The sequence below is a fragment of the Mycobacterium sp. TH-M25 genome (assembly GCF_057473665.1).
The window spans coordinates 1-14,247 of the sequence record NZ_JBYCLA010000025.1 but is presented as its reverse complement, the minus strand read 5'-3'; the positions used below and the strand labels follow the sequence as shown (position 1 = coordinate 14,247).

14 protein-coding genes and 1 riboswitch are annotated in these 14,247 nt (G+C 65.8%); of the genes, 9 read left to right on the top strand and 5 right to left on the bottom strand.

The window, feature by feature from the left end; genetic code table 11:
- Window positions 1–124 precede the first annotated feature (124 nt).
- Window positions 125–339: riboswitch (cobalamin riboswitch) on the bottom strand.
- 22 nt (window positions 340–361) lie between these two features.
- The gene (locus AC2VOU_RS00945; RefSeq protein ID WP_486955664.1) at window positions 362–496 is read right to left on the bottom strand and encodes a hypothetical protein; all 135 of its coding nucleotides are present in this window, start codon (window positions 494–496) and stop codon (window positions 362–364) included.
- A gap of 54 nt (window positions 497–550) precedes the next feature.
- Between AC2VOU_RS00945 and AC2VOU_RS00940 the strand changes: the two genes are divergently transcribed.
- Window positions 551–1,699: a thiolase family protein gene (locus tag AC2VOU_RS00940; RefSeq protein ID WP_486955663.1), complete on the top strand. Its 1,149-nt coding sequence runs from the start codon at window positions 551–553 to the stop codon at window positions 1,697–1,699.
- Window positions 1,696–2,484 (top strand): enoyl-CoA hydratase-related protein, encoded by a 789-nt coding sequence (locus AC2VOU_RS00935; RefSeq protein WP_486955662.1) that lies wholly within the window; start codon window positions 1,696–1,698, stop codon window positions 2,482–2,484. Before AC2VOU_RS00940 ends, AC2VOU_RS00935 begins: the two co-directional genes overlap by 4 nt.
- Here AC2VOU_RS00935 and AC2VOU_RS00930 read toward each other — a convergent pair whose 3' ends face one another.
- A complete protein-coding gene (locus AC2VOU_RS00930; protein ID WP_486955661.1) occupies window positions 2,485–3,144 on the bottom strand; it encodes a polysaccharide deacetylase family protein in 660 nt (219 codons plus the stop codon).
- 207 nt (window positions 3,145–3,351) lie between these two features.
- Between AC2VOU_RS00930 and AC2VOU_RS00925 the strand changes: the two genes are divergently transcribed.
- Complete coding sequence (locus AC2VOU_RS00925; RefSeq protein WP_486955660.1) at window positions 3,352–3,933, top strand: alpha/beta hydrolase; 582 nt, start codon at window positions 3,352–3,354, stop codon at window positions 3,931–3,933.
- A gap of 54 nt (window positions 3,934–3,987) precedes the next feature.
- A complete protein-coding gene (locus tag AC2VOU_RS00920) occupies window positions 3,988–5,181 on the top strand; it encodes a class I SAM-dependent methyltransferase (RefSeq protein ID WP_486955659.1) in 1,194 nt (397 codons plus the stop codon).
- A gap of 108 nt (window positions 5,182–5,289) precedes the next feature.
- Here the strand turns inward: AC2VOU_RS00920 and AC2VOU_RS00915 are convergent, their stop codons facing one another.
- A complete protein-coding gene (locus tag AC2VOU_RS00915; RefSeq protein WP_486955658.1) occupies window positions 5,290–6,327 on the bottom strand; it encodes a type III polyketide synthase in 1,038 nt (345 codons plus the stop codon).
- A 256-nt stretch (window positions 6,328–6,583) separates the two neighbouring features.
- On the opposite strand from AC2VOU_RS00915, the gene AC2VOU_RS00910 reads away from it, so the two are divergent.
- Both AC2VOU_RS00910 and AC2VOU_RS00905 read left to right on the top strand, forming a co-directional pair.
- A complete protein-coding gene (locus tag AC2VOU_RS00910; protein ID WP_486955657.1) occupies window positions 6,584–7,735 on the top strand; it encodes an NAD(P)H-binding protein in 1,152 nt (383 codons plus the stop codon).
- A 48-nt stretch (window positions 7,736–7,783) separates the two neighbouring features.
- A complete protein-coding gene (locus AC2VOU_RS00905) occupies window positions 7,784–8,503 on the top strand; it encodes a CPBP family intramembrane glutamic endopeptidase (RefSeq protein WP_486955656.1) in 720 nt (239 codons plus the stop codon).
- 34 nt (window positions 8,504–8,537) lie between these two features.
- Here AC2VOU_RS00905 and AC2VOU_RS00900 read toward each other — a convergent pair whose 3' ends face one another.
- Window positions 8,538–9,350 carry an enoyl-CoA hydratase gene (locus tag AC2VOU_RS00900; protein ID WP_486955655.1) on the bottom strand — a complete coding sequence of 271 codons (813 nt, stop codon included), beginning with the start codon at window positions 9,348–9,350 and terminating at the stop codon, window positions 8,538–8,540.
- Window positions 9,351–9,502: 152 nt separating this feature from the next.
- Here AC2VOU_RS00900 and AC2VOU_RS00895 point away from each other — a divergent pair, with 152 nt between their 5' ends.
- Window positions 9,503–10,576, top strand: a complete 1,074-nt coding sequence (locus AC2VOU_RS00895; protein WP_486955654.1) for a CaiB/BaiF CoA transferase family protein — start codon at window positions 9,503–9,505, stop codon at window positions 10,574–10,576.
- Between the two features lie 217 nt (window positions 10,577–10,793).
- On the opposite strand, the gene AC2VOU_RS00890 is transcribed toward AC2VOU_RS00895, so the two are convergent.
- Window positions 10,794–10,925 (bottom strand): hypothetical protein, encoded by a 132-nt coding sequence (locus tag AC2VOU_RS00890; RefSeq protein WP_255361332.1) that lies wholly within the window; start codon window positions 10,923–10,925, stop codon window positions 10,794–10,796.
- 301 nt (window positions 10,926–11,226) lie between these two features.
- Between AC2VOU_RS00890 and AC2VOU_RS00885 the strand changes: the two genes are divergently transcribed.
- Together AC2VOU_RS00885 and AC2VOU_RS00880 are read left to right on the top strand one after the other, a co-directional pair.
- The gene (locus AC2VOU_RS00885; protein ID WP_486955653.1) at window positions 11,227–13,596 is read left to right on the top strand and encodes an MMPL family transporter; all 2,370 of its coding nucleotides are present in this window, start codon (window positions 11,227–11,229) and stop codon (window positions 13,594–13,596) included.
- Window positions 13,586–14,247: TetR/AcrR family transcriptional regulator (locus AC2VOU_RS00880; protein WP_486955652.1), on the top strand; the 662-nt coding region annotated here is incomplete at its 3' end. The genes AC2VOU_RS00885 and AC2VOU_RS00880, both read left to right, overlap by 11 nt.

The following is a 14,247-nucleotide window of genomic DNA, read 5'->3' as shown; positions in this document are numbered from 1 at the left end:
CGTCCTTCGATCGACGGGGTGGTCACCGCCAGCGGACGCACAACCGGTCCGGCGCAGCGCACACAGCCACTGCAACCGTTACGGCCAGACGCCCATTCCACGAGGCGGTGAGCCGCCAGGCGCGGCGCGCCCGGCACAGTCGGCAGGTCTTCGGACTCACAGGCATGCACCACCGGGTGGTGCTCCTACTAGCCGTCGCTTCCCGGTCCTGCGACCAGTGCTTATAGACGACGTTCGTTCCTGCATACCGCTGCGGGACAGTCCCGGACTCACACCGGGTTCCCTCTTACCGAGCACAACTAACATGCTGGGTTCGGTGCCGGCTCCACACGGAACCGGCAAACCGACTGCGAGGGCGAGGTTACTCGCCGACGGCAGACAGCGCGTCGGCGATGGGTACGTCATGCAGGGTGACCTTTCCGTGGCCGCCGACGATGACCGTGCGCAGCGTGTCTTTGACGTTACTTACCGGTAGGGCACCCCGGCGGCGACCCAACTAAGTGGTTGGTCAACAATCGGAACAGAACCTCAAGGTAGAAGGAGATATGCCATGGCCGAAGCCGTTATCGTCGAGGCAGTTCGTTCACCGGTCGGGAAACGGAATGGCGGCCTTTCCGGCGTCCACGCCGCCGACCTGTCCGCGCAGGTGCTCAATGGCCTCGTCCAGAAGGCCGGCATCGACCCGGCGCTCGTCGACGACGTGATCTGGGGCTGCGTCATGCAGGCCGGTGAACAAAGCCTCGACATCGCCCGCACCGCGCTGCTGACAGCCGGGTGGCCCGAGACGGTCCCCGGTGTCACCGTCGACCGGCAGTGCGGGTCCAGCCAGCAGTCGATCCACTTCGCCGCCGCCGGTGTGGTCGCCGGGCACTATGACGTCGTCGTCGCCGGCGGTGTGGAATCGATGTCGCGGACCCCGATGGGCTCCTCGCTGGCCAACGGCGGGCGGCCCTTCTCCCAGACGTTCCTGGACCGCTATCACGGCCAGATCCCGAACCAGGGCATCGGTGCAGAGATGATCGCCGAGCAGTGGGGCTTCGACCGGACCGCGGTCGACGAGTTCTCCCTCGGCTCGCACGAAAAAGCCGCGGCTGCACAAGATTCCGGTGCCTTCGATGACCAGATTGTCGCGATCAAGGACCAGGACGGCAATCCGGTGCTCAAGGACGAGGGCATTCGCCGCGGCACGCCGATCGAGAAGATGGCGCAGCTCAAGCCGGCCTTCAAGGAAGACGGCGTGATCCACGCCGGTAACTCCAGCCAGATCTCCGACGGTTCGGCCGCACTGCTGATCATGTCGGCCGAGAAGGCGAAAGAGTTGAAGCTCAACCCGATTGCCAAAGTGCACACCGCCGTCCTAGCCGGGGCCGACCCGGTGATCATGTTGACCGCGCCGATCCCCGCGACGCAGAAGGCGCTCAAGCGCTCGGGTCTGAAGCTGGAAGACATCGGCGTGTTCGAGGTCAACGAGGCGTTCGCGCCGGTACCGCTGGCGTGGTTGAAGGACATCGGTGCCGACGAGAAGAAACTCAACCCCAACGGCGGTGCGATCGCGCTCGGCCACCCGCTCGGCGGATCCGGTGCCCGGATCATGACCACGATGCTTTACCACATGCGGGACAAGGGAATTCGTTACGGACTGCAGACCATGTGCGAGGGTGGTGGCCAGGCCAACGCCACCATCGTGGAGCTGCTGTGACCGATGCTGCGGTGCTCACCGAGCGCCGTGACGACGTCCTCGTCATCACCATCAACCGGCCCGAGGCGCGCAACTGCGTCAACGGCGCGGTCAGCGTCGGGGTCGGTGACGCGCTAGAACAGGCGCAGCGGGATACGCAGATCCGCGCGGTGGTGATCACCGGGGCGGGGGACCGGTCTTTTTGTGCCGGAGCCGATCTCAAGGCGATCGCGCGCCGGGAGAACCTGTATCACCCCGATCACGGCGAGTGGGGTTTCGCCGGCTACGTCCGCCACTTCATCGACAAGCCGACGATCGCCGCGGTCAACGGCACCGCGCTGGGTGGTGGGACCGAGCTGGCGCTGGCCAGCGACCTGGTGGTGGCCGAGGAGCGCGCGCAGTTCGGTCTGCCGGAGGTCAAGGTGGGCCTGCTGGCCGGCGCCGGTGGCGTGTTCCGCAGCGCACAGCAGTTTCCCCGCATGGTCGGCATGCAGATGCTGCTCTCCGGTGAGCCGATCAGCGCCACCGAGGCCGCCGACTGGGGGTTGATCAACGAGGTGGTTCCCAACGGCACCGTGCTGGAAGCCGCACTGGCGCTGGCCAACCGGATCACCGTCAACGCGCCGCTGTCGGTGCAGGCCAGCAAGCGGATCGCGTGTGGTGCTGATGACGGCGTCATCCCCGACGAGGAGTCCGGCTGGGCCCGCACCGCGCGCGAGTTCGGCACGCTGTTACGCACGGAGGACGCCAAAGAAGGACCGTTGGCTTTCGCGGAGAAACGTCCACCGGTCTGGAAAGCGCGGTAATCAATAGTCGGGCGGCATCAGGTGGTCGACGGGGCTGACGATGCGGCCGTCGAGGATCGGCACGCACTCGGTGGGCAGCTCGTCAGTCACCGCGATCCCGTTGTCGTCCAGCTCGTCGAGAAAGCGGGGTAGTTCGCCCATGGCCCCGGACGGCACGTCGTGGATCACCAAGACCGTGTGTGCCCGCGACCGGATATCGGTCAGCGCGCGATCGACCCATCCGGCTGGGTCTGCCCAATCGCCCGGGACGCTGTTCCATAACACGCAGGTATGGTTTCCGCTGATCAGATAATCGACCGCTGTGCGGTTGAGGCACCTGCGGTCGAGCTGCCCCTCGGTGCCCCAAGGGCGAAAGAGGAAGCTTTCGCCGATGAATTCACGTAAAACATGGTGTGCCGCAGTGATTTCGGTGATCGTTTCCTGCTCGCACAGCTCGCCCAGCGGCCGGCCGTGAGACATCGAGTGATTACCCACCTGGTGGCAATTACGAACCATTCGTGTGAGTAGGGCATGCGCGGCTGGCTCCTTGTCGACGCGGTTGGCGACGACGAAAAAGATCGCCCGCAGTGACCTCTCGGCCAGTACGTCGAGAACCTGGTCGGTTACACCGGGCGTCGGGCCGTTGTCGAAAGTGAGGGTGACCCGTCTGCCTCGCGCCACGGTGTTGCTCGACCCTTCTCGCGCACCGACAACGGCGACGCCCTGCGCGGTGACGGCGGTTGCATAACCCTGCAACGCCGCCCAACGCCAACGTATTAACCGGTCAGCTACGGTAACGTGGGGTCGCGACGAAAGACAAGGGGGTCCAATTGACGACCTGCTTCATCGAAGGTTTGCGCCCCGCCACTGAGACCGACGTCGAGGGTCATGGCCACTGTCAAACCTGAAAGTGCGTTCGATGCGCCAGTCGACGGGTGGGTTGCCGGCAGTAAAGGCAAGCCTCTTTTCCTGAGGCGCTACGAGCATCCCAACGCTGAGTACACGCTGGTCTTGGTGCATGGCACCGCAGGATACAGCGAGGTCTACCACGATTTCGCCGAGAAATTCCGGCGACACTTTCCGGCGACGGTCTGGGCATTCGACCTGACTGGCCACGGGCGCACCCCTGGCCCTCCGGGCGTGTTCACCTTCGAAGACTTCCTCGAGGACGTTCGTTCCGTATCCGGACACGCGGCGGAGCGGACCGGCCTTCCGGTCGTGCTGCACGGCGCAAGCCAGGGCGGCGAGATCGCATTCCAGGCACTCGCCCGCTGCCCGCGCGTGGCCGGGGCTGTGTGCATGAATGTCTTACTGAACGACGAACTGCAGATGAGCAGGGCGATTCGAGTGATGCGCTCACCCTGGGTCGGGCATCTCGCTCGGGCTCTCGGTGACCGGGTGCGCGTCCCACTGAGGTGGTTCATCGACTTTAAAGCCGCCTATCAGGAGGACCCAGACCTGCTGCCGTAGAAGCTTGCCGACCCCCACTTTGTGTGGTCGTACGGCTTCAAAAGTTATCACTCGGTGTTCAACTACACCCCGGCCGAGCCGTCCGGGACGAATACCAAACCTGTCTTGATTGCCTGCGGCGAGAACGACGAAGTCGTCGACCCCGGGCACGTCCGGGCCTGCTTCGAGCGCGTCGGCGGACCCAAGGACCTCTTTGTGATGCCCGGCGGCGGCCACCAGCTCATGCTGTTCGAGACGGACCTGTACAGCCGGGTCGTCGATTCATGGATCCGTGAGCGTGTGTTGCTCCGGGCGCCGTCATGGACCGCCCCGCTCGACGCCGAGGAACGCGCATACTTCGACTTCCTCGACCGCGAGCGGCGCAACGAGGCCAGTGGCGAGCCGAATTACCGCTATTCCTGGTTGGACAAGCTCCTCATGGGTGTGCACAACGGGACAATTGAACGTGGCGTGCGCTACTTCTCCCAAGTCGAGACCAGCGCGCAGTGGGAGTTCACCGGACAGCTCGTCAGCAAGATCGACCAGGCCGCGTGGCAGTTCTTGCGGGACTATTTACCCGAGTCCACGGGTTCCGGGCGCTCGCGGATAGCGGTGGCCGGCTGCGGCAGCGGCAAGCTCATTCCCGGCTTGCTCACGACCTGCCCGGAGCTGCGGGACTGGGATATCGATGGCTTCGACGTCGACTACAAGGCCATTCGGGCGGCGCGGCGATACTTCGCCGAGATGGCAAGCGTTCGATTCACTGTCGGGGACATCCGGGATCGGGACGTGCTTGCCACCGAGCAGTTCGATGTCGTCTACATACACGGGATATTCGACCACTGCGGGGAACACCGCGAGGTCCTTGCGAACATCCATCGTGCACTCAAGCCCGGTGGCCGGGTGTTCTACGTCGCGCCCGACCGGAATCTGTACACCTGGCTGTCCTTCGTCACCATCGGTCCGTTGTTCGTGTTCGGGCTGTACAAGTCCATCCACGACTTCCGCCGTTTCCCGCGGCCGGCCGAGCTCTCCCAACTTCTCGAAGACGTCGGTTACCAGCTGTTGCCCAAGCGTGGGCAGCCCGAGGCGTCGGCCATCGCCGGACTTGAATACACCACCAGGTTGAACCCATTCGCCGTGGCGCGCTCGGTTCGCAAGCGTGATCTCGGTGGCCTGATCTTCGAACTCACCAACGCGCGAAGCTGGCTCGGCGGCGGATACCTGGGAGAATACGTTGGAGCGGCGCAGAAACCGCTTGCGGGATAAACAACGTCGATCGCGGCGCGTTCCCGCCTTCAGGTTCGCCGAGCGGCACTCGAATGGCCCGCCCGTTTCCGTGCGGCCAAAACCCGACGGCCACGCCGCGGCCCAGCGCTACCAACCGAGCAGCACGAGTTCCGAGCAGAACGCCGGACCCATCGCAATCATCAGCCCGAACGAGCCCGGCGCCGGCGGATCGGCCATGTTCCTGCTGAGCACATCCAGCACCGACACCGACGACAGATTCGCGTTCTCGCGCAATGAGTTACGGGTATGCGCCATGGCATTCGGCGGCAGATCGAGGGTGTTCTCGATCGCTTCGATCACTTTCGGGCCACCGGGGTGGCATACCCAGGTCGAGATGTCGTCGGGCGTCAGGCCGTGATCGCTCAGGAAGTCGCGGACGTCGTCTCCCACATATTTTTCGGCGACGGTTGCCACCTCGGTGGAGAGCTTGATCTTGAACCCATTGCTGCCGATATCCCAGCCCATCACGTCCTCGGTGTCGGGGTAGATCCGGCTGCGGGTTGCGCGCACCGTGGGTCCGGCCGACTCACGGGCGGCCCCCTTGGCGACGACGGCGGCCGCCCCGTCACCGAAGAGGCTGGCGGCCACCAGGTTTGCGACGGAGTAGTCGTCGCGCTGCAGTGTCAGCGAGCACAGTTCGACGGCCAGCAGCACCGACACGTGATCCGGGAAAGCCAACAGGTAGTCGTGCATGCGAGCCACGCCCGCGGCACCGGCCACACAACCCAGACCGAACAGCGGTACCCGCTTGACGTCGGGTCGCATGCCGAGGCGCGTCGCCAACCGGGCTTCCAGGGTGGGCACTGCCAGGCCAGTGACGGTCGTGGAGAACACGACGTCGACCTCTTCGGGCTTGACCTGCGCCGCGGCCAGTGCCGCCAGGATCGCGCGCTCGCCGAGCGCCAACGCCGTCTCGATGAAGATGTCGTTGGCCTCGGTGAAACCGCTCAACTCGCCGTAGTTGGGAAGCGGTATCGCAATCCTGCGCCGCTCCACTCCTGCGCTGGCTCCGAAACGGTCGAACTCGGGGCCGCCGAACCCGGTCAGACCGGACATCGCCTCGGCCTGCGATACCTGATGGCGCGGAAACTCGACGGCGACGGCCGCGATGGCGGGGGCCGTCATCGTGCCCTCACGTTGTGCCATTCGGGCGTACCTGTCGTCACGGGACGACACTGCACGCGTTTGTCAGTGGTAGTCACCCTGGGCACCCCCACTTCGTTCAATCCGGATAATTGGACCACAGCGCCACTTCGCCGGATTGTACGCGGGGAGGTCTATCGATTGAAAATCGACCGCGAAAACGCCGGTTTGCCCGGCCGGGCAACGGTCAACAACTGAACACGACGTCCGCAATCCTCCCGATCGGTAGGCTGAGCCTGTGCGTATTTTGGTGACCGGCGCAACCGGATATGTGGGATCACGGCTGGTCACAGCGCTGCTGGCGGCGGGACACCAGGTGCTGGCGGCCACTCGCGACCCGGCGCGACTGACCGGTTTCGGATGGGTCGACGACGTCACTGCGGTCAAGCTGAACGCCGCCGACGCCGACTCCGCGCGGGCCGCGCTGGCCGAAGCCGGGGCGGTCGACGTCCTGTACTACTTGGTCCACGCCATCGGTCAGCCCGGTTTTCGCGATGACGACCGCGCTGCGGCGGCACATGTCGCCGCGGCCGCCCAAGCTGCGGGCGTGCGCCGCATCGTCTACCTCGGCGGCTTCGTTCCCGCGGGCGAAGAACTGTCCGAACACTTGACCAGCCGGGCCGAGGTGGCCGACGCGCTGAACATCGCCGGGGGCGCCGAAGTGGTCTGGCTGGGCGCCGCGATTATTCTCGGCGCGGGCTCGACGTCGTTCGAGATGCTGCGCTACGTCGGTGACCGCTTCCCAGTGGTCCCGACGCCGAGGTGGATGAACAACCCGATCGACCCGATCTCCATCCGCGACGTGCTGCACTATCTCGTCGCGGCCGGTGACGCAGCACTGGTTCCCGCGGGTGCCTACGACATCGCCGGGCCGGACTCCACCTCGTATGGCGAGTTGCTGACGACCTATGCCCGGATTTCCGGCACGTGGCACGCCGGACTGCCGGTGCGGGGGATCGGCACCACGCTGGCATCGTGGGTGACCGCGCTGGCGCTGCCGGTGCCCGACGGGCTGGCCGCGGACCTGGTTGAGTCGCTGGATTATCCCATGAAGGCCAGTGGCCCCGGCCTGCGTGAGCTGGTTCCCGATCCGCCAGATGGCCTGCTGTCGATCGAGGACGCCATTGGCCGCGCGCTGTCGAATCATCGGCCCCGCCCGGTCAACGCGCTCGCCGATCCGCATCACCTCGCCGACAGCGACCCGGTTTGGGCCGGCGGCGATTCCCTGCGCCTGCGGCGACTGGCGGGCATAGTGACTCCATCGATGGCGCGACCCGGTCTCGGACTCGTGGACGTCGTCCCCGGCCCGATCGCCGGTGTGATTCGGGCCGGGCTCGACATCTTGATCACTCTCACACCGAAAGTGCGATTGAATGGCATCCGCGAGTGACGATCAACGGGGGCAGTGTGACGCGCAGAAGGCAGCAGGAGCGGCGGAATGGCTGACGTGAACACCCAGCCCGGCACTCTGGAAGAGATCCGCCGCGGCATTGTCAATGTCGCTGTGCCGCACAATGAACCGCCCGGAGTCGTGCGGCGCCGGCGAGTCGTGGTCGCGGTTGTCTTGGTGCTCGGTGTCGCCTCGCTGGGGTTGGCGCTGAAAAAGCATCCCGGCGAACCGGCGTTCTACTGGTGGACGCTGGCGCTGGCGGGTGTGTTGGCGGTCGGCGCGTTCGTCTCTGGGCCACTGCATCTCGGTGGCGCGCGATGGCGCGGCCGCAATCAGCGTCCCGTGGTCAGCGGCACCACGATTGGACTGTTGCTCGGCGGCATCTTCATCGCGGGCGGCCTGATCGTCCGGGAGATTCCCGCGGTCGCCGAGTACGTCACCCGGTTGCTGCGCTACACCGACCAGGGATCATGGCGGTTGACCTTGGCCATTGCGCTGTTGGCCGCCGTCGGCGAAGAGCTGTTCTACCGCGGCGCGCTCTACACCGCGCTCGGCCGGCATAGCCCGTTGCTGATCTCGACCGCGATTTACGTCGTCGCGACCCTGGCCAGCAGCCAGAACCCCATGCTCGCGTTCGCGGCCATCATCCTCGGCACCGTGTGCGCGCTCGAGCGTCGGGCTACTGGCGGCGTACTGGCGCCGATCCTGACCCACTTCGTCTGGACGCTGGTCGTCTTTCTGGGATTGCCGCCGCTGTTCGGCCTGTGAAACCAGACGTCCGGGAAATCACATGTCCGGGGAATCAGATGTCCGTGAAGGCGGGCGTCCGGCGCTGCTGGAAAGCCCTTGCGCCCTCGCGGAAGTCAGGCGAATTCAGCAGGACCGCCTGACCCTCGAGTTCGCGCTGCAAGCTCGGCTCCAACTCGGTGAGCGTGGCCGCGTTGATGGCCTGCTTGGTCTTGGCAAACGCCACCGCCGGTCCGGACAGTAGCCGGTCCACCACCTTGTCCACTTCGGCCTGAAACTCCTGGGCCGGGTACACCGCGCTGATCAACCCAGCCGCCAGAGCGTCGGCGGCGGGCAGTCGCTCGGCGAGTAGTGCCATCCGCATCGCGCCGATCCTGCCGATCGCCGCCGCGACCAGAGCCGAGGCGCCGCCGTCGGGCATCAGGCCGATCTTGGTGAATGCGAGCATGAAAAACGCGTTGTCCGAAGCCAATACCAGGTCGCAGGCCAAGGCGATGGAGACGCCGACGCCGGCCGCCGCTCCGTGGACCACCGCGACGACCGGGCGTGGCAGCGCCGTGATCGCCCGCGCCACCCGGTTGGCAGCCAGGATCAGCTCGTCGCTTTGAGCGGCTCCGTCCACGTCGTCGGCGCTCATGCCGGCTCCGGAGCAGAAGCCGCGGCCCGCCCCGCCCAGCCGCACGACCTTGACCCGCGGATCGTTGGCAGCCTGCTCCATCGTGTCGGCGAGTCCCGCCAACACCGGCATCGTCAACGAATTAAGTCTGTCCGGACGGTCGATAGTCACCGACAACAAGCCTTCGGAGATGTCGAAAAGGAGCCCGTCGACGGGCGCCAGGGCGTCGGCGCCGGAATCGATAGCTGTCATGAGATCGACTGTAGTTTGGTGGCGACCCGCTGCGCCCGGCTGGGCCGCGCTTGCGATCGCCACGTTAGCCACCGGGTGCAGGCGTATTCGGGGCGACTGTCAAGATGCAAGAACGATGGTGGCGACGGTTGTCGACAGAGAGGTCGGTTGAGATGGCGGGTCCGCTGACAGGTTTGCGAGTCATCGAACTCGCCGGAATCGGGCCGGGCCCGCACGCCGCGATGATTCTCGGCGATCTCGGTGCCGACGTCGTGCGTATCGACCGGCCCGGCACCAGCGGCTCCGACCCGATGCTGCGCAACCGGCGCTTCGTCATCGCCGACCTGAAGTCCGACGAGGGTCGCGATCTGGTGCTCCGGCTCGTCGCCAAAGCCGACGTGCTGATCGAGGGCTACCGGCCGGGCGTCACCGAACGGATGGGCCTGGGCCCGCAGGACTGCGCCAAGGTCAACGAGCGGCTGATCTACGGCCGGATGACCGGCTGGGGGCAGACCGGCCCGCGCAGCAAGCAAGCCGGCCACGACATCAACTACATCTCGCTCAACGGCGTGCTGCACGCCATCGGCAGGGCGGGCGAGCGGCCGGTTCCGCCGCTGAACCTGGTCGGCGACTTCGGCGGCGGATCGATGTTTTTGCTGCTCGGGGTTTTGTCGGCGCTTTTCGAGCGGCAGACCTCCGGTAAGGGGCAGGTCGTTGACGCCGCGATGGTCGACGGCTCGTCGGTGTTGGTGCAGATGATGTGGGGAATGCGGGCGTTGGGGCTGTGGACCGACGAGCGCGGCACGAACCTGCTCGACACCGGTGCGCCCTACTACGACACCTACGAATGCGCCGACGGCCGTTATGTCTCGGTGGGTGCGATTGAGCCCCAGTTCTACGCGGCGATGCTGGCCGGACTCGGTCTCGATCCCCAAGGCCTGCCGGGGCAGAACGACCGCAGCCGCTGGCCTGAGCTACGCGCGACGTTCACCGAGACGTTCGCCGCCAAGGACCGCGAACACTGGGCCAAGGTCTTCGCCGATTCCGATGCCTGCGTCACCCCGGTGCTGGCCTTCGGCGAGGTCGACACCGAGCCGCACATCACCGAGCGCAACACCTTCTACCAAGCCGGTAACGGGCTGCAGCCGCTGCCGGCGCCGCGGTTCTCCCGTTCGCAGCCGGGCCGGCCCAAGCCGCCCGGTCAGCCGGGAGCCGACACCGAAGCGGTGCTGGCCGACTGGGTGTAGTCCCGGCGAACCAGTAGGTCGGCTCGCCGACCTGACGCGGTCACGTCCCCTCCGTCGAACGTCGAGTTGTCGGGGCGAAATCGCCGATTCGGCCCAACAAGTCGACGTTCGCGCCGAAAGTCACGAAAAAGCCCTAGCGAATTTCCAAAGGTGAAACCGAGGCTTACGACGTCCCCGAACCACGCCTCGCCGCAAGCGGAGCATTAACCGCTGCGGGTCAGCTCGCGTTGGGTAACAGGTGTCCGTCTTCGAGCTGCTCCGAGCACTCGCCCTCGACCAGGAAGTCACCGTGGTAGAGAGCCTCGAAATCAACTTTGATCACGTCGGCACTGGAGTCATCGATCCACATAAAGCTGATCGTAAGGGCAACATTTAAGGAATCTTTGAGTCACGATTCGGAAAATCGTGGCAATTGTTACCGCCCAGTAAGGCCTCCCTGGCTGGACGTCCCGTCCGGATGCTTGGAAGTAACCTATTGGGCAGACGTGCAACCACATATGCTCGGCAAATGTCCTGTTTGTCGGACGAGATTCGAACCGCGCCGGTATCGCTTTCGTCCACACTAATCGGGCGTAGACGGCGGCCTGGGCGTCGCCCACTCGACTTATCGCCGATAAGTTATCAACCATAGCGAACCGGAGGATCCACCGATGCTGCAGCGGATCGCCTACCTTGCCATCGCAAGGCCGCGGCGGATACTGGCAGCTGCCGTCATGGTTCTGGTCGCGGCCGGGGTCTTCGGCCTTCCGGTGGCCAAGAGTTTGTCGGCGGGCGGTTTCCAAGACCCGGCCTCCGAGTCGGCGCAGGCGACGAAACTACTGACCGACAAGTTCGGCCAGAGCGATCAGCAGCTGGTCATCCTGGTGACTGCACCGTTGGGTGCGCAAAGTGCGCAAGCTCGTCGCATCGCCGCCGACATCGTCGGGCAGGTCCAAAGGTCTGACGGGGTGTACAACGTCGTCTCGGCCTGGACCGGGCCCGCGGCGGCGGGTCCCGGACAGCTGGCTGCCGATCTGGTGAGCAAGGACGGCAAGTCCGGGCTCATCGTGGCGAACCTCGAGGGCGGCGAGAACTACGCGCAGCGCTACGCCAAGAACATCGCCGGCCGCGTCGTGCATGATCGCGACGGCGTCACGGTTCGTGCGGGCGGAGCGGCGATGGTCTACGACCAGATCACCCGTCAGAACGAGCGAGATCTGCTGCTGATGGAGTCGTTCGCGATTCCGCTGAGCTTTTTGGTGCTGGTCTGGGTGTTCGGCGGTTTGCTGGCCGCGGCGTTGCCGGTCTGCCTGGGCGGGCTGGCCCTGGTGGGGTCGATGTCGGTGCTGCGGCTGATCAGCTTCGGCACCGACGTGTCTACCTACGCGCTGAACCTCAGCATGGCCCTCGGCCTGGCCCTGGCCATCGATTACACGCTGCTGATCATCAGCCGCTACCGCGACGAGTTGGCCGACGGCGCTGAGCCCGACAAGGCGCTGGTTCGGACCATGGCCACCGCGGGTCGGACGGTGTTGTTCTCGGCGACCACCGTCGCGTTGTCGATGGCGGTGCTGGTCCTTTTCCCGATGTATTTCCTGCAGTCGTTCGCCTATGCCGGGGTGGCCACGGTGGCCTTCGTCGCGGTGGCCTCGATCGTGGTGACACCCGCGGCGATCGTTGTTCTCGGCCCCCGGCTGGACGCGCTGGATGTGCGCAGACTGGGACGTCGGCTGCTCGGCCGGCCCGACCCGGTGTGCAAGCCCGTGGAGCAGTTGTTCTGGTACCGCTCCACGAAATTCGTGATTCGGCGAGCGGTGCCGACCGGCCTGGCGGTCGTCGCGCTGCTGGCGGTGCTGGGACTTCCGTTCTTCGGGGTGAAGTGGGGTATGCCCGACGACCGGGTGCTGCCGGCGTCGGCCTCGGCGCATGCCGTTGGCGATCAGATGCGTCACGAATTCGCCGATGACTCAGCGACCTTGGTGTCTGTTGTCCTTCCGGACGTTCGAGGGGTACGTCCGGGCGACCTCAGCCGCTACGCGGCCGACCTGTCACGGGTGGCCGACGTGTCGGCGGTCTCGGCGCCTACCGGAACGTTCATCGGCGGCAACCGGGTCGGGCCACCGTCGGCGGCCACCGGAATGGCTCAGGGTAGTGCGTTCTTGACGGTGGCCAGCTCGGCGCCGTTGTTCTCGAATGCGTCCGACACCCAGCTCGATCGGTTGCATGCGGTGCCCGGGCCCGCGGGTCAATCGGTTCAGCTGGCCGGGATGGCCCAGATCAACCGCGACAGCGTGCACGCGATCACCGCTCGTCTGCCGCTGGTGCTCGGTCTGATCGGCATCATCACCTTCGCGTTGCTGTTCCTGCTCACCGGCAGTGTGTTACTTCCACTCAAGGCGCTGGTGTGCAATGTTTTGTCGTTGACGGCAGCGTTCGGTGCGCTGGTGTGGATCTTCCAGGACGGCCACCTCGCCGCGATGGGCACCACGCAGACCGGCACGGTGGTGGCCAACATCCCGGTGCTGTTGTTCTGCGTCGCATTCGGACTGTCGATGGACTACGAAGTCTTCCTGGTCTCCAGAATTCGTGAGTACTGGTTGACGGCGGTCGCCTCTCATCCGGTGCCACCGGACACCCGAACGAAGCGCGCCGACAACGACGAGAGCGTTGCGCTCGGGCTGGCCCGCACCGGTCGCGTCGTCACCGCTGCCGCGCTGGTGATGTCGATATCGTTCGCCGCGTTGATCGCCGCGCAGGTCTCCTTCATGCGGATGTTCGGCACCGGTCTGACCCTGGCGGTGGTGGCCGACGCGACGCTGGTGCGGATGGTCCTGGTGCCGGCGTTCATGCACGTCATGGGCCATTGGAGCTGGTGGGCGCCCACGCCGATGAGGTGGCTGCACGAACGAGTGGGGGTCAGCGAGTCGGACGCGCTGCCGGCGCCGGCCGAGCCGTCCGGTGGGGGAAAGCACCGAGCTGCCGAGGAGGAGCCGGCCGTGGCGGCCGCCTATTCTGCCGCGATGGTTGCCGATGGCCGTTGACCCATCCGCGGAGACTCTTCGCAGGCGGCGTGCGCCACGCGGATCCGGCGACCGGCTGCGTGATGAAATTCTCAATGCCGCAACCGAACTGCTGCTCGACGCCGGACATGCCAAGGCCGTGTCGATCCGCTCGGTGGCCGAACGTGTGGGCGTGACGCCGCCGTCGATCTATCTGCACTTTCACGACAAGGACGCGCTGCTGGATGCGGTGTGCGCACGCTATTTCGACAAGCTCGACGAGGAAATGCAGCGGGTGTCGGTGATGCAGACGGACACCGTCGAGGTGCTGCGTGCGCAGCTGTTGGCCTACGTTGGGTTCGCGACGGTGAACCCCGAGCTGTACCGGATTGCGACGATGGGTGAGTGGAGGTCGAACAGCGTCGTCGATGCCGCGCTCGCCGCGTCGGCGTTCGAGTACCTGTGTGCCACTGTCAGGGCACTGATGGGCGAGGGTGTGCTCCCGGCCGGTGACGCATCCGGCGTCGCCCTGGAATTGTGGAGCGCCGCGCACGGGGTGGCCGCGCTGTTGATCGCCAAGCCGCATCTGCCGTTCGGCAATGCCCAGGAGTTCACCGACCGGGTGCTGCGTGCGCTGTTTTCCGGACATGTGGTGACCGGACTCATCGGCCCGGATGCCACGCCGCGGCAGGT

Bases quoted from the DNA above. Each gene is read 5' to 3' on its own strand.
- AC2VOU_RS00940 (WP_486955663.1), top strand. From the start codon at position 551: ATGGCCGAAGCCGTTATCGTCGAGGCAGTTCGTTCACCGGTCGGGAAA.
- AC2VOU_RS00925 (WP_486955660.1), top strand. From the start codon at position 3,352: ATGGCCACTGTCAAACCTGAAAGTGCGTTCGATGCGCCAGTCGACGGG.
- AC2VOU_RS00915 (WP_486955658.1), bottom strand. From the start codon at position 6,327: ATGACGGCCCCCGCCATCGCGGCCGTCGCCGTCGAGTTTCCGCGCCAT.
- AC2VOU_RS00905 (WP_486955656.1), top strand. From the start codon at position 7,784: ATGGCTGACGTGAACACCCAGCCCGGCACTCTGGAAGAGATCCGCCGC.
- AC2VOU_RS00900 (WP_486955655.1), bottom strand. From the start codon at position 9,350: ATGACAGCTATCGATTCCGGCGCCGACGCCCTGGCGCCCGTCGACGGG.
- AC2VOU_RS00895 (WP_486955654.1), top strand. From the start codon at position 9,503: ATGGCGGGTCCGCTGACAGGTTTGCGAGTCATCGAACTCGCCGGAATC.
- AC2VOU_RS00890 (WP_255361332.1), bottom strand. From the start codon at position 10,925: ATGTGGATCGATGACTCCAGTGCCGACGTGATCAAAGTTGATTTCGAG.
- AC2VOU_RS00885 (WP_486955653.1), top strand. From the start codon at position 11,227: ATGCTGCAGCGGATCGCCTACCTTGCCATCGCAAGGCCGCGGCGGATA.